Annotated in this window: 15 protein-coding genes and 1 pseudogene; 11 read left to right on the top strand and 5 right to left on the bottom strand. The window is 71.0% G+C overall.

Annotated elements, in window-relative coordinates; all coding sequences use genetic code 11:
• Positions 1–40 precede the first annotated feature (40 nt).
• The 4 genes from AB0J90_RS00995 to AB0J90_RS00980 are packed head-to-tail and all read right to left on the bottom strand — an operon-like array spanning position 41 to position 4,073.
• On the bottom strand, positions 41–1,318 hold the full coding sequence (locus AB0J90_RS00995) for an adenylosuccinate synthetase (RefSeq protein WP_363590808.1): 1,278 nt from the start codon (positions 1,316–1,318) through the stop codon (positions 41–43).
• Positions 1,315–2,292: a hypothetical protein gene (locus AB0J90_RS00990; protein ID WP_363590807.1), complete on the bottom strand. Its 978-nt coding sequence runs from the start codon at positions 2,290–2,292 to the stop codon at positions 1,315–1,317. Before AB0J90_RS00990 ends, AB0J90_RS00995 begins: the two co-directional genes overlap by 4 nt.
• A gap of 24 nt (positions 2,293–2,316) precedes the next feature.
• Entirely contained in the window at positions 2,317–3,324 is a 1,008-nt protein-coding gene (locus AB0J90_RS00985) for a molecular chaperone DnaJ (protein ID WP_363590806.1), read from the bottom strand.
• Positions 3,321–4,073 carry an NUDIX domain-containing protein gene (locus AB0J90_RS00980; protein WP_363590805.1) on the bottom strand — a complete coding sequence of 251 codons (753 nt, stop codon included), beginning with the start codon at positions 4,071–4,073 and terminating at the stop codon, positions 3,321–3,323. Before AB0J90_RS00980 ends, AB0J90_RS00985 begins: the two co-directional genes overlap by 4 nt.
• A 328-nt stretch (positions 4,074–4,401) precedes the next feature.
• Between AB0J90_RS00980 and AB0J90_RS00975 the strand changes: the two genes are divergently transcribed.
• On the top strand, positions 4,402–6,486 hold the full coding sequence (locus tag AB0J90_RS00975) for a multicopper oxidase domain-containing protein (RefSeq protein ID WP_363590804.1): 2,085 nt from the start codon (positions 4,402–4,404) through the stop codon (positions 6,484–6,486).
• 48 nt (positions 6,487–6,534) lie between these two features.
• On the opposite strand, the gene AB0J90_RS00970 is transcribed toward AB0J90_RS00975, so the two are convergent.
• Entirely contained in the window at positions 6,535–7,368 is an 834-nt protein-coding gene (locus tag AB0J90_RS00970; RefSeq protein WP_363591379.1) for a bacterial transcriptional activator domain-containing protein, read from the bottom strand.
• A gap of 529 nt (positions 7,369–7,897) precedes the next feature.
• Between AB0J90_RS00970 and AB0J90_RS00965 the strand changes: the two genes are divergently transcribed.
• The 10 genes and pseudogenes from AB0J90_RS00965 (at position 7,898) to AB0J90_RS00920 (ending at position 16,719) form a co-directional block, all read left to right on the top strand.
• Positions 7,898–8,242 (top strand): TcmI family type II polyketide cyclase, encoded by a 345-nt coding sequence (locus AB0J90_RS00965; RefSeq protein WP_363590803.1) that lies wholly within the window; start codon positions 7,898–7,900, stop codon positions 8,240–8,242.
• Positions 8,239–10,023, top strand: a complete 1,785-nt coding sequence (locus tag AB0J90_RS00960; RefSeq protein WP_363590802.1) for an acetyl-CoA carboxylase carboxyltransferase subunit alpha — start codon at positions 8,239–8,241, stop codon at positions 10,021–10,023. The genes AB0J90_RS00965 and AB0J90_RS00960 overlap by 4 nt, the downstream gene beginning before the upstream one ends.
• The gene (gene accB, locus AB0J90_RS00955; protein WP_363590801.1) at positions 10,020–10,505 is read left to right on the top strand and encodes an acetyl-CoA carboxylase biotin carboxyl carrier protein; all 486 of its coding nucleotides are present in this window, start codon (positions 10,020–10,022) and stop codon (positions 10,503–10,505) included. The genes AB0J90_RS00960 and accB overlap by 4 nt, the downstream gene beginning before the upstream one ends.
• A gap of 18 nt (positions 10,506–10,523) precedes the next feature.
• Positions 10,524–11,906 (top strand): acetyl-CoA carboxylase biotin carboxylase subunit, encoded by a 1,383-nt coding sequence (locus AB0J90_RS00950; RefSeq protein ID WP_363590800.1) that lies wholly within the window; start codon positions 10,524–10,526, stop codon positions 11,904–11,906.
• A 166-nt stretch (positions 11,907–12,072) separates the two neighbouring features.
• Positions 12,073–12,969 (top strand): SRPBCC family protein, encoded by an 897-nt coding sequence (locus AB0J90_RS00945; RefSeq protein ID WP_363590799.1) that lies wholly within the window; start codon positions 12,073–12,075, stop codon positions 12,967–12,969.
• Positions 12,962–13,381 carry a cupin domain-containing protein gene (locus AB0J90_RS00940; RefSeq protein WP_363590798.1) on the top strand — a complete coding sequence of 140 codons (420 nt, stop codon included), beginning with the start codon at positions 12,962–12,964 and terminating at the stop codon, positions 13,379–13,381. Before AB0J90_RS00945 ends, AB0J90_RS00940 begins: the two co-directional genes overlap by 8 nt.
• Positions 13,378–14,649 carry a beta-ketoacyl-[acyl-carrier-protein] synthase family protein gene (locus tag AB0J90_RS00935; protein WP_363590797.1) on the top strand — a complete coding sequence of 424 codons (1,272 nt, stop codon included), beginning with the start codon at positions 13,378–13,380 and terminating at the stop codon, positions 14,647–14,649. The genes AB0J90_RS00940 and AB0J90_RS00935 overlap by 4 nt, the downstream gene beginning before the upstream one ends.
• Complete coding sequence (locus AB0J90_RS00930) at positions 14,646–15,905, top strand: beta-ketoacyl synthase N-terminal-like domain-containing protein (RefSeq protein WP_363590796.1); 1,260 nt, start codon at positions 14,646–14,648, stop codon at positions 15,903–15,905. The genes AB0J90_RS00935 and AB0J90_RS00930 overlap by 4 nt, the downstream gene beginning before the upstream one ends.
• A gap of 17 nt (positions 15,906–15,922) precedes the next feature.
• Positions 15,923–16,228: pseudogene (locus tag AB0J90_RS00925) on the top strand (antibiotic biosynthesis monooxygenase family protein); the annotation flags it as partial.
• Positions 16,229–16,350: 122 nt separating this feature from the next.
• On the top strand, positions 16,351–16,719 hold the full coding sequence (locus AB0J90_RS00920; protein ID WP_363590795.1) for a SchA/CurD-like domain-containing protein: 369 nt from the start codon (positions 16,351–16,353) through the stop codon (positions 16,717–16,719).
• The last annotated feature ends 21 nt before the right edge of the window (positions 16,720–16,740 follow it).

The raw sequence follows: 16,740 nt of genomic DNA, 5'->3' as shown, positions 1-16,740 counted from the left end.
CGACCGTTGACAAGCTGGCCGATCAGCCGAAACGACCCGATCAAGCGGCCAACGCGCCGCCGAGCACGCGTTTGTCGGTCAGGCTGGGGCCGTACGACTCGATCAGGACGGGGGCGTCGAGCAGTGCGCCGATCGCGGACGCCCAGTGTGCGGGCCGGTCGAGCCGCGCCGGGCGGGCGCGGCCCAGCAGGGCGGTCAGCCGTTCCTGGTACGCGAGGTCGCCGCGTCTACCGGGCAGCAGGCGGTCGAGCGTCGACCCGGACGGGCCGGCGAGCGTGTACGCCGGGCAGATGGCCAGCTCCGGAACGCGGTCCGGGACGTCCAGGTGGGTGACGGCCAGCGCGTCGACACCACCGGCCACCTCCACCGCGTAGCGGTGGGCGACCGCGTCGAAGTGACCCACCCGGAACGCGCCCTGCCAGCGCCCGGTGCCGTTGTGCCGCTCCGGCAGCGCGGCCGTCAACGACGCGTCCTCGGTGACCAGTGGTCCGGCGCCGTGCCGGGTGGTGTAGGTCCGGACCACCCCCAACCGCAGCGCCTCATGCCCCGCCTGCGCCAATAGTGTTTCCGCGTTGTCGAACGTCGTGGTGGACCACGTCGTGTACGGATGCCACCCGAACCACTCGTCCAACAGCACCCCCTGCGCCCCCTCGAACACACACCTGCCCGTTTCCAACAGCCGCCGCAACGTCGAGGGACCGTCCACGACCGACACGATCGAGCCGAACGCCCGGAATACCGACACCACCTCGTCTAGCGGCGGCCCGCCCAGCTCACCCAGCTCGTCGGTGAGGCGGTCGCGTACGGCCGCCAGCCGGTGGCGCAGTCGTGCCGGGTCGAGGGTGTCACCGGCCCGGGGTGCGTCGGGGTGGCACAGCGCGTACGCCGTGGTCTCGCCGACCCCCATGCCGCAGGAGCCGTGCCGCCCGGCGCCCCGACCCAGCTCGCGCAGCCGGTTCGCCGCGACGTGCCAGGGTGTGCTGAGCAGTGCCTGCGCGTCGACGGTGAGCAGCCCGAACGGGTCCGGTACGCCGAGCGCGTTGAGCTGCTCCGCCTCGGCGGCCAACGCGAGCGGGTCGACCACCATGAAACGCGACAGGTGGGTGGGCACCCCGTGCAGGGTGCCCGACCCGAACTGGGCGAACGTGTGGTGCCGCCCGTCCGGCGCCACCACGTTGTGCGCCGCCTGCGCGCCCCCGTTGAACCGGATCACCGCGCCGACCGGCCCGTCCGCGCAGAGCAGGTCGACCACGGTGCCCTTGCCCGCGTCGCCGTAACCGAGGTCGACGACGATGGTGTGCCGGCCGGCGCCGGTCACAGCCGGATCAGCCCGTCGTCCGGGCCGTCGGTGTCCAGACCGGCGGCGGGCAGGTCGGTCCGGACCACGGTGCCCCGCGCCGACCCGATGGTGGCCAGTGCCTTGCCGACCGAACCGGTGGCGGTGGAACCGACGTCCGCCAGGTCGGTCAGGCCCTCGGCCAGGTCGATCGCCTCCTCGCCCAGGCCGACGGTGAGCGCGATCGTCTCGCAGACCGCGTCCAGGTCGTCGAGTTCGATCACGTGCTGGCCGAGCAGCCGGCGCCAGTAACCGAGGATCTCCGGGTCACCGGCGTAACTCGCCCCGCTGGGCAGGATGTAGTAGACCTCGAAGCGCTGGCGCAACTCGGCCACGATCGCCGCGACCGAGATCGGCTCGGCCAGCTCGTCGCCGATCCACCGCCGCACCTCGGCCGGCTTCACCTGCGGGTACGGCAGCTCGTCACCGATCAGGAACAGGTAGCCGCGCCGGCCCCGACGCTCGACACTGTCCAGGCTGGTGTGCCGGGCCATGAAGTACATCGCCAGCTCGTACGACTCGGTGCGCTGACCGCCACCGCCGCCTTCCAGCACGATGCTGCCCAGGTCGTCGTCCATCCGGTTGTCCGACTCGAACTGCCCGATCTGCAACGGCACCCGGTCGCAGGTGGCGTCGCCGATCGCGCCGAACATGATCTGCGGATCGGCCGCGTACCCCTTGCGTTGCAGCAGGCCGAACAGTTCCGGCAGCTTGGTCTGGAGCGTACGGGGCACGTTGCCCATCGATCCGGTCACGTCGAAGAGCACCGCGATCGGAGTCGAGCGGGGGTGCTCGTCGCTGTCGCGGCTCTCCCGTACGTCCACCCCGCGCGGGTCGAGCCGTTCGTGCACCTTTCGCGCCCCACTGTCGCTGTACGCGAACGCACTGCGTCCGGTGGCCGCGCGGTAGCTCGCGGCGGCGCCGTAGACGTCGGTTGACCAGCGTCCACTACCCATGGTCTTTCTCCTTCTCTCGGTGTCTTACGCGGTTGTCGTCGGTAGGAGCAGGCGCCGGAACCGGCGCGGGCCGTAGAGCTTTTCGAGCAGTTCGTCGAGTTCGCCCAGCAGCCGCCAGGCGTCCTGGGGGCGTCTGCGCGGGTTGGGTTGGGTGCAGCCGCGGGTGAAGCGGAACAGGGCGTTGTTCGCCCGGCTCCCCATCAGCCAGCGCATGCAGCCGGTGGCCAGGTGGATGTCGGTGGCCGGGGTGGCCGGTGCCCGGTTGGTGACCTCGGGCGGGTACCAGTCGCGGTGGCGGGCGACCAGCGCCGGCACCGAACCGCCTTCGGTGGTCACCGAGTAGCACCAGTCGACCAGGACCACCCCGTGCTGGTCCGGTTCGATCAGCACGTGTTCGGGCAGCACGGCGCCGTGCACCACGCCGGCCCGGTGTGCCCAGCCGAGGGCGACCAGCAGGCGCCGCCAGATCCAGGCGACGTCGCGCGGGTCGAGCCCGTCCGGGTAGGCACGTGCCACCTCGGTGAGCGGGACCAGGCCGGGGGAGTAGGACAGCACGTTAGCGGTGCGGCGTACGCCGGTGGTCGGGTCCTCGTGCCGAAAGCTCTCCACCAGCTCCGGCGCGTAGGCACGATGCTGCGGGTCGCCGTCGCGGCGCAGTGTGGCGAGCGCGGTGGCCTCCCGTTCGAGCAGGTCGTTGGCGGCCGGTTGGCGGGGCAGTTTGAGCAGGGCTTCCTTGCCGTCGTAGCGAACCCGGTAGAGGTTCGCCAGGTCGCCGGTGGCGAACCGTTCGCCGAGCGAGTAGCGATGTCTGCGGGTGGTGAGCGTGGCGTCCCCCCGGCCCTGATGGGTGGCCCAGAGGCTGGACAGCCGGGCGAAGACGACCGTCGCGGTCGCCCGCCGCCAGGCCGGCACGGCGTCCGGGTGCAGCAGCCGGGCGAGTTTCCGGTACGTCGCCGCGGCGTCCTCACCACGGAACAGCTCGCCCGGCGTACGGGCGGCGTCGACGAGTGCGACGGCCTCGGCGAACGTCATCGCACACCGTCCTCACGGGACGGCCGGAGCAGGGCCGGGTGGAGCAGTTTGGCGTCGCCGGCCCGGTAGAGGCGGGCCCTGGGTCCGCCGCGCTCGCCACCCCGGCTGGTGGTTTCACCGGTGCTCTCCACGAAGCCGGGCACGGACAGCACCTTGCGGTGGAAGTTCCCGGCGTGCAGTTCCTCGCCCCAGACCGAGGTGTAGACCGCGCGCAGTTCGCCGATCGTGAACCGTTCGCCGAGGAAGGCGGTGGCCAGCGGGGTGTATTCCAGTTTGGAGCGTGCCCGTTCCAGCCCGGCGGCGAGGATCGCGGTGTGGTCGAAGGCGAGTGCGCCGGCCGAACCGACCGGGACCCAGGCCGCGGCGGCGGCGTCGGAGCCGGCCTGCGGGTCGGGCAGGCTGGGCGCGAACGCCAGGTAGGCGACCGACACGATCCGCATTCTCGGGTCCCGGTCGGGGTCGCCGTAGCTGGCGAGCTGCTCCAGGTGCAGCCGGGCGAGGGCGCCCTCGCCGGGATGCAGCCCGGTCTCCTCGGCGAGTTCGCGGACCGCCGCAGCCTCGAGCGGCTCGTCGCGGACGAATCCGCCGGGCAGGGCGCGGTGCCCGGCGAACGGCGGCGCCCCACGGGTGACCAGCAGTACGTGCAGGCCACCGTCGCGGATGGTCAGGGTGACCACGTCGACGGTGACGGCCAGCGCCGGAAACGCGCGCGGATCGTAGCTGTCGAGGAATTCCTGCTCGGTGGTCATGCCCTGCCTCCGGCCTATCATTCTCTAACTGAGTGTTTCTCAGATCGAGAGTAACCTAACCCGCAGGACGGCTGAGGTCAACCGGGTTCGGTGCCGGGTTTGGGGCTCCGACGACGACCCAGGGTTGTTTGGCGGAGCCCTTTTGCGCCTTGATCGGTCGGGTTTTCCGCATCTTCAAGCCTTCGGGGTGAATCCACCGATAGGTGGCTGACCGCGAGTCTTCCTCGGTTACCTTCAACCGGAAGATTCGCCCAAGTCGGACATTGACCTTGGACGGGCTGTTGCCAACCAAATGGTGTCGAAGAAGTGGCGGAAGGTGGAAAGGCTCATGGTTGGACGAAGGCAACTTCTCGCGGCCGGTGCCGCAGGTGGTGCCGCACTGATGATCCCGGCAGCGAGCCGCCCGGCGAGCGCGTACGCGAGCGTTCGGTCGGCGCTCGCGCTGAACCCGGCGACCATCCCGAAGTACGTCACCGACCTGGTGATCCCACCCGTGATGCCACCGCTGGCCCAGAGCGGACAGCACGCCCTCGACGAGTACCGGATCGCCGTACGCCAGTTCCAGCAGCAGGTGCTGCCGCCCAGTTACCCGAAGACGACGGTCTGGAGCTACGGCTCACCCGGCCACGGCAACACCTTCTCTTGGCCGGCGTACACCGTCGAGGCCAAGGTCGGCCGCCCGGTCCGGATCACCTGGGCGAACGAACTGGTCGACGACAAGGGCAACTTCCTGCCGCACCTGCTGACCGTCGACCCCACCCTGCACTGGGCCAACCCTGGTGGCGGCATCGAACACCGGGACCACCGCCCCACCTTCACCTCGGCGCCCGAGGCGTACAAGGGCCCGGTCCCGATGATCACCCACCTGCACGGCGCGCACACCACGCCGGAGAACGACGGCTACCCCGAGGCGTGGTACCTGCCCGCCGCCAAGAACATCCCCGACGGGTACGCCCCGGTCGGCAAGTTCTACGACGAGTTCCACGAGACCTTCAGCCGCCAGCACAAGGCGGCCTGGAAGGCCGGCTCGGCCACCTTCCAGTACCCGAACGACCAGCGCGCCACGACGCTCTGGTACCACGACCACACCCTCGGCATGACCCGGCTGAACATCTACGCCGGACCTGTCGGGTTCTACCTGCTGCGCGGCGGCCCCGCGGACGTGGCGCCGGGCGTGCTGCCCGGACCGGCACCCGCGCTCAACGACCCGCCGGGCTCGCGGTACTACGAGATTCCGCTGGTCATCCAGGACCGTACGTTCAACGAAGACGGCTCGCTGTCGTACCCGAGCGAGGCGGCGATCGACGGGTTCGACGGGCCGTACATCCCCGACAGCGACGTCTCGCCGATGTTCAACCAGACGTTCTTCGCCGAGACCATCGTGGTCAACGGCAACACCTGGCCGGTGCTCAAGGTCGAGCCCCGCCGCTACCGGTTCCGCGTGCTCAACGCCTGCAACTCGCGGTTCCTCGTGCTGAAGATCGCCGGGGACGCGACCGCCCGACCGGCCCCCACCGCCGTACCGATCTGGCAGATCGGCTCCGACGGCGGCTTCCTGCCCAAGCCGGTCCGGCACGAGCAACTGGTGATCGGCAACGCCGAGCGGGTGGACGTGGTCGTCGACTTCACCGGCATCGCCGAGGGCACCGCGCTGTACCTGGTCAACGAGGGGCCGGACCACGAGTTCAGCGGCGGTACGCCCGGCACCGACTACGCGGTCGCCAATCCCGCGACCACCGGACAGGTGATGAAGTTCCTGGTCGGTTCGCTCGTCGCACCCGACGGCAGCCTTCCGCCGGAGCAACTGGAACTGCCCGCGCTCACCCCGCTGGGCAAGGAGTCGGGCACCCGGCAGTTCTCGCTCAACGTGCAGAACTCGACCGTGGTGCCGGCCGCTGGCACGGTAGCGCACCTTGCCGGCGGGGTGGACGCGGCCGGCGCGCGGCAGCCGCTGCGCTGGCACGACCCGATCCGGGACAACCCGAGCCTGGGCGCCACCGAGATCTGGGAGTTCCGGAACTTCACCCCGCACGCGCACCCGGTGCACATCCACCAGGTCCAGTTCCAGGTGCTCGGTCGGGGGCCCGACGGTCAGACGCCACCGGACCCGTCGGAGTCCGGCTTCAAGGACACCGTCGTCACGTTGCCCGGCCACCTCACCCGGGTGAAGGCGAAGTTCGACCTGCCCGGCCGGTACGTCTGGCACTGCCACATCCTGGAGCACGAGGACAACGAGATGATGCTCCCGTTCTTCGTGGGGCAGGCGCCCAAGGGCGGGGCGCACACCGGCGACGGTGGCAAGGACGGTGCCGACCCGGTGCTGACCGCGGCCGGGGTGACCATGCTGGCGGCGGCCGCCGCGACCGGCGTCGTCCTCACCCGGCGCACCCCCGCTTCGTCCCCCTCCGCCTGACCGGTCAGCGAGGGGCCCTTCCTGTCGCTTCACAGGAGGGGCCCCTTGCTAACCGGAGCCGGGGCGCGGCTGGCGGGGGGCCGACGGTGGGAGCGGGTCGTGGGCGGCGTACGGGTAGCGGCCCGGTGTCGGCCCGCCCAGCGGGGCGAGAATGTCGTCGAGCAGGGCCCGCATCGCCACCGACGGCTCCAACTGGAGTTCACTCAGGATCAACTGCCGGTACGCGTAGAACGCGTGCAGCGCCTCGTACGCGTTGCCCTCGGCCAGGTGCACCTGCACCACCAGCCGGTGCGGTGTCTCCCGCAGCGGTTCGGCCCGCATCGCCTCCAGTGCCGCCTGCAACGCCTCGCCGTGCTGACCGGCGCGCAGGTACGCGCGGGCGATCTGCTCCAACGTGTGCAGCCGCAACTGCCGTAGCCGCTCCCGCTCCACCAGCACCCAGTCGTCGTACCAGCCGGGCAGCAGGTCGTGCCGGCCGGCGATCACGACTCCCTCGGCCCAGCGCGGGTCACCGCCCTCGCGTACCCGGGCGGCGGCGCGGACCAGGTCGTCCACGTCCACCTCTACCCGGGCGTCGAGGCGTACCGTGCCGCCGGAGGTGAGCACCGGGCAACTGCCGTTGCGGCGCAGCCGCCACAGTGCCGTACGCAGCCGGGACAGCGCCCGTTCCTCCGGAGTGTCCGGCCACAGCAACCCGGCCAGGTGCGTACGCGTGGCGCCCGGCCGCAGCCCGATCAGCGCGACCACCCGTTGCAGCCCCCGTGGTACGACCGCGGGGGCGCCGCCGTGCAGCAGGCGGAAGCCGTCGAGCAGGAAGAGTTGGACGGTCTCGGCCTCGGAGCGCTGGCCGGGGACCGGTTGGCGGAGCACGGTGGGCGCCATGCTGCTGTCAGAGGTCATGGTCGAACCCCCTGCACCGGAACCTTGTCCCGAACCGCGCTGGCCGGGAATGGTGCCCCCGGGCTGGCTGGGCATGACCGTGGTGCAACGGCTCTGTCGTTGAACTGTCCCATGCCCCCGAAAGTGTGACGAAGAGTAGCAATTGCCCATATGCTCGGTCAATCGTAGCGGCGATCTTTTGACTCCCGCGCGCCGTGGTGTGCCGGCGACTCGTTGGGCCAGGCCCCGAATCGTTGGCCCCGGTACGACCGCCGTACCCGATCCACCCTCCGCCGATCACGCCACCGCGGCGTCACCGCAACGTCACCGGATCCGGTCACCGGGCGGTCCACCTCCGTGACATCACGTTGACGGTCACCGGAGCATCGTGACCAGCGTTTCTGTGGACGCGCCGTCGCTTCCGCAGCGGCGGCGACCGGAAACCTCCCGCTGGCCCGATCGCACTCCGCGCACATCACGTCCCGACCCTCGAACCGAGCGGGCACGGGGCACGACCGTTGGGAGGTCACAGATGCATCGATCGCTGATCGTCGCCAAAATCATGCCCGGCGCCGAGTCGGAGGTGGCACGGATCTTCGGCGAGTCCGACGAGACCGAACTGCCGGGCATCGTCGGCGTACGACACCGATCCCTCTACCGCCTCGACGATCTCTACGTGCACCTGTTGGAGACCGAGGAACCGGTCGCGGCCGGGCTGATGGCGGCCAGCCAGCACCCCGAGTTCGTCCGGGTGAGCGAGCGACTGCGGCCGCACATCTCACCGTACCTGTCGACCTGGCGCTCGCCCCGCGACGCGGTCGCAGGATGCTTCTACCAGTGGAACGCGTCGGTCCCGGTGACCGGGAGCGGACGATGACCGCAACCACCACCGACGCCGTCGCGGACCAGTTCTGGACCCGCTGCCGGTCGTGCTCCTCACTGCTCTACCGCAAACGGTTGCGTCGCAACCTCGACGTCTGCCCCGAGTGCGGCGACCACCAGCGGCTTGCCGCGCCCGAGCGGATCCGGCAACTGGTCGACCCGGGCAGCTTCACCGCGCTGCCCGACGACGTCGCCGCGGTGGACCCGATCGAATTCGTCGACACGGTGCCGTACCCGCAGCGGCTGGCCGCCGCCCGCGCGGACACCGACCTCACCGAGGCCGTCGTTTGCGGCGAGGCCCGGATCGACGGGCACCAACTCGTCCTCGCGGTGATGGACTTCCGGTTCCTCGGCGGCAGCCTCGGCGCGGTCGTCGGCGAACTCATCACCCGGACCGCCGAGCGGGCACTCGACCGCGGCCTGCCGCTGCTGCTGGTCACCGCCTCCGGCGGCGCCCGGATGCAGGAGGGCGTGCTGTCGCTGATGCAGCTGGCCACGGTCAGCCAGGCCATCGCCGCGCTGCGCGAGGCGGGACTGCTCACCATCAGCCTGATCACCGACCCGACCTTCGGCGGCGTGGCCGCCTCGTTCGCCACCAACACCGACCTGGTGGTGGTGGAGAGCGGCGCCCGGATGGGCTTCGCCGGCCCCCGGGTGATCCACCAGACCATCCGCCAGCCGCTGCCGGGCGGCTTCCAGACCGCGGAGTTCCTACTCCGGCACGGTCAGGCCGACATGGTGGTGGAACGGTGGGGCCTGCGCGCCCGGCTCCGGCCGCTGCTCGCCACCGCACACGCCGCCCGGTCCGCCGCCGTACGCAGAGCCGACGGCACCGGCGGGGCAGGGTCGGTCGGCGGTTCGCCCAGTTGGGTGGGGCCGGCCGGCTCCGGACTGACACCCGGTGACGCCGCGGGATCGTCGGTGCTGATCCGGGACCCGGACCGGCTCGCCGAGCCGGACGGCTGGCGGGCGGTGCAGGCCGCACGCCACCTGGACCGGCCGACCACCCTGGACTACCTGGCCACCGCGTTCGACGGCTTCACCGAACTGCACGGTGATCGGCTCGGCGCCGACTGCCCGGCGATCGTCGCCGGCCTCGCCCGCCTCGGCGACCAGCACCTGGTCGTGGTCGGGCACCAGAAGGGACACCACACCAAGGACCTGCTGGCACGCAACTTCGGCATGCCCACCCCGGCCGGCTACCGCAAGGCGCAGCGGGTGATGCGGTTGGCGGTCCGGCTCGGGCTGCCGATCGTGACACTGATCGACACGCCCGGCGCGTACCCGGGCGTCGAGGCCGAGGAGCAGGGCCAGGCGGCCGCGATCGCGGACAGCATCCTGGCCATGACCGGTCTGCCGGTCCCGGTCGTCGCGGTGGTCACCGGCGAGGGCGGCAGCGGCGGTGCGCTCGCCCTGGGCGTCGCCGACCGGGTACTGATGCTGCAGCACGCGGTCTACTCGGTGATCAGTCCGGAGGGGTGCGCGGCCATCCTCTGGAACGACCCGACGGCCACCCCGCGCGCCGCGCGGGCGCTCCGGGTCACCGCGCCGGACCTGCTCCGGCTGGGTGTCGTCGACGGTGTCGTACCGGAGCCGCCGCACGGGGCGCACAGCGATCCCGCGGCCGCCGCCGACCTGCTGCGCCGGGCCATCGTCGAGACACTCACCCCACTGCTGCGGCTACCGGCGGAGACCCTGGTACGCCAGCGCCGGCTGCGCTTCCGCGGGTTCGGTGCCGGCAACCGCCGGGTCCTGCCACCGGCGGGTACGCGATGACGGGCGACACGACCGACGACGAGCACCTGTTGGCGCAGTTGCGTGAGCAGGCGAGCCGGCTGGTGGCCGAGGTGGACGGGCCGCTGCGCCGGATCAGGATGCGCAGCGGCAGCGCCGTACTCGAAATCGAGTGGCACGGTGCTCCGGCACCGAACGGGGCTGCTGCCGGCACCGGCATGCTCGCCGTGTCCGCCGTCGCGGGCGGGTCGGTGGTCGCCGGTGCCGCCGCCGACCGTGAGTCCCCCGACTGGGTGGTCGCACCGATGGTCGGCACGTTCTACCGGGCCGCCGAGCCGGGAGCGGCACCCTTCGTCGAGGTCGGTGACCTGGTCGAGCCCGGACAGGTGATCGGCATCGTCGAGGCGATGAAACTGATGAACCACATTACGGCCGAGCACGCCGGCAAGGTCGCCGAAGTGCTCGTTGGCAACGGCGAGCCGGTGGAGTTCAACCAACCGCTGATCGCCCTGGTATCTGCCTGACGCCGAGGACGGTGTCCGATGTTCGAAAAGCTGCTGATCGCCAACCGGGGCGAGATTGCCCTGCGTGTTGCCCGGGCCTGTCGTGAACTGGGCATCCGTACGGTCGCGGTCCACTCGACCGCCGACCGTGACTCGGCCGTCGTCCGGTACGCCGACGAGAGTGTCTGCATCGGACCGGCGGCCAGCCGGCACAGTTACCTCAACGCCGCCGCCATCGTCGAGGCGGCCCGACAGACCGGCGCCGAAGCCGTCCACCCCGGCTACGGCTTCCTTTCCGAGGACCCCGACTTCGCGGAGATCTGCGCCGACAACGGGTTGACCTTCGTCGGCCCGCGCCCCGAGGTGATGGCCGCGCTCGGCGACAAGTCCCGGGCCCGGGCGCTGATGCGCGAGGCGGGGTTGCCGCTGTTGCCGGGCAGCGTCGAGACGCTGGCCACGGTGGGGGAGGCCCGGGCGGTCGCGGACGAGATCGGCTACCCGGTGATCATCAAGGTGGCCGCCGGTGGTGGTGGTCGGGGCATGACCGTGGTCTGGTCACCCGCCGACTTCGCCCGCGCGTACGCGCACACCCGTACCGTGGCCCGCGCCGTCTTCTCCGACGACCGGGTCTACGTGGAGCGGTACCTGCCCCAGGCCCGCCACGTCGAGGTGCAGGTGCTCTGCGACGGGCACGGCGGTGGGGTGCACCTGGGCACCCGCGACTGTTCGGTGCAGCGCCGCCACCAGAAGCTGGTGGAGGAGGGCCCCGCGCCCGCGCTCTCGGCCGCGACCCTGGAGGCGATCGCCGCGGCTGCGCTGCGCGGTGCGCTGAGTGTCGGCTACAGCGGCGCCGGCACGGTCGAGTTCCTGGTGGACGAGGCGGAACGGTTCCACTTCATGGAGATCAACTGCCGGATCCAGGTGGAACACCCGGTCACCGAGATGATCAGCGGCGTCGACCTGGTCCACGAACAGCTCTACGTCGCCAGCGGCGTACCGCTGCGGATCAGCCAGGACGAGGTCCAGTTGCGCGGGGTGGCGATCGAGTGCCGGGTCAACGTGGAAGACCCGGACCGGGACTTCCTGCCCACGCCCGGCCGGCTGGACCGGTTCCAGCCGCCCGGTGGCCCGTTCACCCGGGTCGACACCCACGGCCTGCCCGGGTACGTGGTCGGACCGCACTACGACTCGCTGCTCGCCAAGGTCATCGTCTGGGCGCCGGAACGGGCCCTGGCCCTGGACCGGATGGAACGGGCACTGGACGAGTTCGACATCACCGGAGCGGGAGTGCACACCACCATCCCATTCATCCGGCGGGTCCTCGACGACGCCCGGTTCCGCAAGGGCAGCTACTCCACCGACCTCGTCGACCGCCTGCTGCGTGACGGCGGCGCTCCCGGCACGTCGGCGGTACACACCTGACCGAGCCGGCCGTAGGGCCGGCTCGATCCCGTTCGACACCGTGTTTCGACCACCTGACCGTGTTTCGACCACCTGTCCGTGTTTCGACCACCTGACCGTGTTTCAACCATCCGACCGTGTTTCGACCACCTGACCAGTCCTGTTCGTCGAGTTCAAGGAGACCCAGATGACCGTGCAGAGGGCGGACAAGCGGCTGGCCACAGCCGAGGACATCACCTCGATCCTCGTCCGCAACTGCGGACTCAACGCCGACTCGGCCGCCGCGGCACCCACCGCGTCACTGGAGGAACTCGGCATGGACTCCCTCGCCCTGCTCGAACTCCAGGCCGTCGTCGCCGACCGGTACCAGGTGCAGATCCCGGAGGAGGTGAAGCACCTGTCCATCGCCGAGATCGCCGAACTGGTGGACCGCCAGGTCGACCCGGCCAGCGTGCCCGTGCAGTCGACCGGTGCCGCCGACGAACCGCCGGACGCCGATCCCGCGGCGACCCTCGACGCCGCGACGACCACGCAGACCGCGGCCGGCGCCGCGGTGGTGACCACTATCGAACCGGTCAGCTCCGTCGGTACGGATCCGCCGGGGCACACGGAGAACAGCATCGTGATCGCCGCGCCCCGCCAGTTGGTCTGGGACCTGACCAACGACGTCACCACCTGGCCCACCCTGTTCACCGAATACCAGTTGGCGGAGGTGCTGGAGCAGCGGGGAAACCGGGTGCTGTTCCGGCTGACCATGTTCCCGGACGAGAACGGCACCGCCTGGAGCTGGGTCAGCGAACGCACGATGGACCCGACCGCGTACGAGGTGCACGCGCGCCGCGTCGAGACCGGGCCGTTCGCGTACATGCGGATCTACTGGCGCTACGACGAGGTGTCCGCCGGCACCCGGATGACCTGGGTGCAGGACTTCGCGATGAAGCCCACCGCCCCGGTCGACAACGCGCAGATGACCGAGCGGATCAACAGCAACAGCAGGATCCAGATGAACATCATCCGTGACCAGATCGAAGCGGCCGCGCGGGAGCGGGCCGTCGACGTACGCGCCGGGGGCGACGATGAGTGAGCGCAAGCCGTACCTGGTGGCCGCCCGGGACGTGCCACCGGACCAGCGACGCGGCGGAGAACTGCGGGTGCTGCTCGGCCCGAAGACCGTCGGTGCCACCTCGGGCTTCATGGGGGTGGCGACCCTGGCACCCGGGGAGCGGATCGCCGAGCACTACCACCCGTACAGCGAGGAGTTCCTCTACGTCGCCCGTGGTGCGATCACCGTCGACCTCGACGACCGACCCGTACCGGTCGCCGCCGGCGAGGCGCTCTTCATCCCGGTCGACACCCGCCACCGGCTGCGCAACACCGGCGACGAACCGGCCGAGGTGGTCTTCCAACTCGGCCCGCTCGCGCCCCGCCCCGAACTGGGGCACGTCGACACCGAACACGCCGACACCCCACCGACCCGGCCGGAGTTCGCGTCATGACAGCGCGCCGCACCGTGGTGACCGGCATCGGGGTGGTCGCGCCCGGTGGGCCGACCCGTAAGCAGTTCTGGGCCACCATCACCGACGGGCACACGGCCACCCGCCGGATCAGCTTCTTCGACCCGTCGCCGTTCCGCTCCCAGATCGCGGCAGAGTGCGACTTCGACCCGGTCGCGGCCGGACTCACCCCGAGGGAACGCCGCCGCGCCGACCGGTACGTCCAGTTCGCGCTGGCCGGCTCGATCGAGGCGATGGCCGACAGTGGACTCGACCTGAGCGACGCGACCCGGCTGCGTACCGGAGTGGTGCTCGGCTCGGCCGTCGGCGGGACCATGGCGCTCGAAGACGAGTACGTGGTGGCCAGCAACTCCGGCGCGGAGTGGTTGGTCGACCACGAGTGCAGCGGACCGTACCTCTACCAGGCGCTGGTGCCGAGCAGCCTGGCCGCGGACGTGGCGGTACGGCACGGGCTGCACGGACCCGCGCAGGTGATCTCCACCGGCTGCACCTCCGGCATCGACTCCATCGGGTACGCGTACCAGCTCATCGCCGACGGCGAGGCGGACATCGTGGTGACCGGCGCGTCGGACACTCCGATCTCGCCGGTGACGGTCGCCTGCTTCGACGCGATCAAGGCGACCACCCCGGACAACGACGACCCGGCACACGCCTCCCGCCCGTTCGACCGGGACCGGCACGGCTTCGTGCTCGCCGAGGGAGCCGCGGTGCTGATCCTGGAGGAGCTGGAACACGCCCGGCGCCGGGGCGCACACGTCTACTGCGAGGTCGTCGGGTACGCCAACCGCAGCAACGGCTTTCACATGACCGGTCTGCGCCCCGACGGCGCCGAGATGGCGCTGGCGATCGGCTCGGCGCTGGACCAGGCCCGGGTGAACCCGGACGAGATCTCGTACATCAGCGCGCACGGGTCGGCGACCCGGCAGAACGACCGGCACGAGACGGCCGCGTTCAAGCGCTCGCTCGGCCCGGCCGCGTACCAGGTGCCGATCAGCTCGATCAAGTCGATGGTCGGGCATTCGCTCGGCGCGATCGGCTCGATCGAGATGGCCGCCTGCGCGCTGGCCATCGAGTACGGCGTGGTGCCCCCGACCGCGAACTGGGCCAACCGCGATCCCGAGTGCGACCTCGACTACATCCCCAACACCGCCCGCGACCTGCCGGTCGACGTGGCCCTGTCGGTGGGCAGCGGCTTCGGCGGCTTCCAGTCGGCGATGGTGTTCAAACGGTTGCGGGAGCTGGACCGGTGACGCCCCGGGCGGTGATCACCGGCATCGGTGTGGTCGCACCGAGCGGCATCGGCACCGACGCGCACTGGAAGAGCGTGCTGGCCGGGGAGAACCGGATCGGTCGGATCACCCTGTTCGACCCGGACCGCTATCCCACCACCCTGGCCGGTGAGGTCGCCGACTTCGACGCCGCCACCTTCGCCGACAACCGGCGGCTGGTGCAGACCGACCGCTGGACGCACCTCGGTTTCGCCGCCACCCGGCTCGCCCTCGTCGACGCCGGCCTGCCGGAGGTGGCCACCGACCCGTACGGCTACGCGGTCACGCTCGCCAGTTCCTCCGGCGGCAACCTGTTCGGGCAGCGGGAACTGCAACGGCTCTGGGGGCAGCCGTCGCGCACCGTCGGGGCGTACCAGTCGATCGCCTGGTTCTACGCCGCCAGCGTCGGCCAGGTCTCCATCCACCACCAGTTCAAGGGGCCGTGCGGGGTGCTGGTCGCCGAGGCAGCCGGTGGGCTGGACAGCCTCGCCCACGCCGCCCGGATCATCCGTCGGGGTACCCCGGTGGTGATCGCCGGCGGCACCGAGTGCCCGCTGAGCCCGTACGCGCTGGCTTGCCAGATCCGCAACGGACTGCTCAGCGACAGCGACGACCCCCAGCGCGCGTACCGGCCCTTCGACGTCGCCGCCTCCGGTTACGTGCCGGCCGAGGGGGGAGCGGTCTTCGTGGTCGAGGAACTCGAACACGCGCTGGCCCGCGGGGTCACCACGATCTACGGCGAGATCGCCGGCTGGGCCGCGACCCACGACGGGCAGCACACCGTACGGGTCGGCGCCGCCGACGGTACCCAGTACGCCCGGTCCCTGCGGCTGGCGCTGGAACGGGCCGACTGCCCACCCGAAGAGGTGGACGTCGTGTTCCCCGACGCGCTGGGTGTACCGCGCTACGACCGGGCCGAGGCGGGCGCGCTGCGTACCGTCTTCGGGCCTGACTCTCCGCCGGTGACCACCCAGAAACCGCTGGTCGGACGGGCCCACCAGGGTGGTTCGGCGCTGGACGCGGCGAACGCGCTGCTCGCCCTGCGCCATCAGGTGCTGCCGCCGACCGCGGGCCTGGACAGCCCGGCGCCCGGCTGCGAGCTGGACTTCGTCCGGCAGACCCGCACCCAGCCGGTGCGTACCGCGCTGGTCGGCGCGCGGGGCTTCGACGGCTTCAACAGTTCCGTGTTGATCCGTGCCTACCAGCCGCCGGGCCAACGTGCCGGCGATGACCAGTGAGCCAGGAGAGGACGGCGATGGGCGTATCGGGCAAGGGACGGGTGGTGTTCCTCATCCGGATACCGGCGGAGCGGACCGACGAGTTCCTCCGGGCGTACGAGCGGATCCGCTACCAGGTCGCCGAGGGGGTGCCGGGACACCTGGTGGACCAGGTGTGCCGCTCGACCACCGACCCGGAGCAGTGGTTGATCACCAGTGAGTGGCTGTCGTTGGCCCACTTCGAGGACTGGGAGCGCGGCAGCGACCACCGGGAACTGGTCAAGCCGATGCGCGAGTGCATGACCGAGGCCCGGTCGATGCGGTTCGTCGTCCACGAGCAGACCTCGGCGCGAAACCGCACGGTCGAGCGGGACGGCGCCGGGGACTGGGCCGACGAGGAGATGGAGACGGTGACGGCGGAGGTCTGACCGGGATGCCGCCGCGCCGACCGAGGAAGGAAGAACGGATGAGTTCGAACTGGCATGCGCTCTACTACCCGCTCAAGCCGGGGAGCGAGGAGAAGGTCAAGGAGCTGTTCCGGATCAGTGGGCGACCACAGTTCGAGATCTTCGGCGACGACGGGCGGCTGGTCGGGCGACTGCTCGGCACGATGGCCTTCGTCGGCCGGGAGATGGCCGTACGGGTGATCGAGGTCGAGGGTCCGCTCGGCCTGGTCGCCGCGCACATGAGCAAGCAGGAGGCGGTACGCGAGTTCGAACGCGAGTTGCAGGAGCACCTTGCCGTTCCCCGGGACATGGCCACCCCGCAGGGTGCCCGGGACTTCTTCCGCCACGCCTCGATGGAGTGTGTCCTGTCCCGCCGCCACGACCAGTAGCGCGGGTCGACCGTCCGGCTC

The organism is Micromonospora sp. NPDC049523, from assembly GCF_040676775.1.
Classification (GTDB): Bacteria; Actinomycetota; Actinomycetes; order Mycobacteriales; family Micromonosporaceae; genus Micromonospora_G.
The sequence above is the reverse complement of the archived record's forward strand: the minus strand, read 5'-3'. Positions and strand labels throughout refer to the sequence as shown.

Coding starts and splice junctions, on each gene's coding strand:
- AB0J90_RS00990 (WP_363590807.1), bottom strand. CDS start 2,292: ATGGGTAGTGGACGCTGGTCAACCGACGTCTACGGCGCCGCCGCGAGC.
- AB0J90_RS00985 (WP_363590806.1), bottom strand. CDS start 3,324: ATGACGTTCGCCGAGGCCGTCGCACTCGTCGACGCCGCCCGTACGCCG.
- AB0J90_RS00980 (WP_363590805.1), bottom strand. CDS start 4,073: ATGACCACCGAGCAGGAATTCCTCGACAGCTACGATCCGCGCGCGTTT.
- AB0J90_RS00975 (WP_363590804.1), top strand. CDS start 4,402: ATGGTTGGACGAAGGCAACTTCTCGCGGCCGGTGCCGCAGGTGGTGCC.
- AB0J90_RS00970 (WP_363591379.1), bottom strand. CDS start 7,368: ATGGCGCCCACCGTGCTCCGCCAACCGGTCCCCGGCCAGCGCTCCGAG.
- AB0J90_RS00965 (WP_363590803.1), top strand. CDS start 7,898: ATGCATCGATCGCTGATCGTCGCCAAAATCATGCCCGGCGCCGAGTCG.
- AB0J90_RS00960 (WP_363590802.1), top strand. CDS start 8,239: ATGACCGCAACCACCACCGACGCCGTCGCGGACCAGTTCTGGACCCGC.
- accB (WP_363590801.1), top strand. CDS start 10,020: ATGACGGGCGACACGACCGACGACGAGCACCTGTTGGCGCAGTTGCGT.
- AB0J90_RS00950 (WP_363590800.1), top strand. CDS start 10,524: ATGTTCGAAAAGCTGCTGATCGCCAACCGGGGCGAGATTGCCCTGCGT.
- AB0J90_RS00945 (WP_363590799.1), top strand. CDS start 12,073: ATGACCGTGCAGAGGGCGGACAAGCGGCTGGCCACAGCCGAGGACATC.
- AB0J90_RS00940 (WP_363590798.1), top strand. CDS start 12,962: ATGAGTGAGCGCAAGCCGTACCTGGTGGCCGCCCGGGACGTGCCACCG.
- AB0J90_RS00935 (WP_363590797.1), top strand. CDS start 13,378: ATGACAGCGCGCCGCACCGTGGTGACCGGCATCGGGGTGGTCGCGCCC.
- AB0J90_RS00920 (WP_363590795.1), top strand. CDS start 16,351: ATGAGTTCGAACTGGCATGCGCTCTACTACCCGCTCAAGCCGGGGAGC.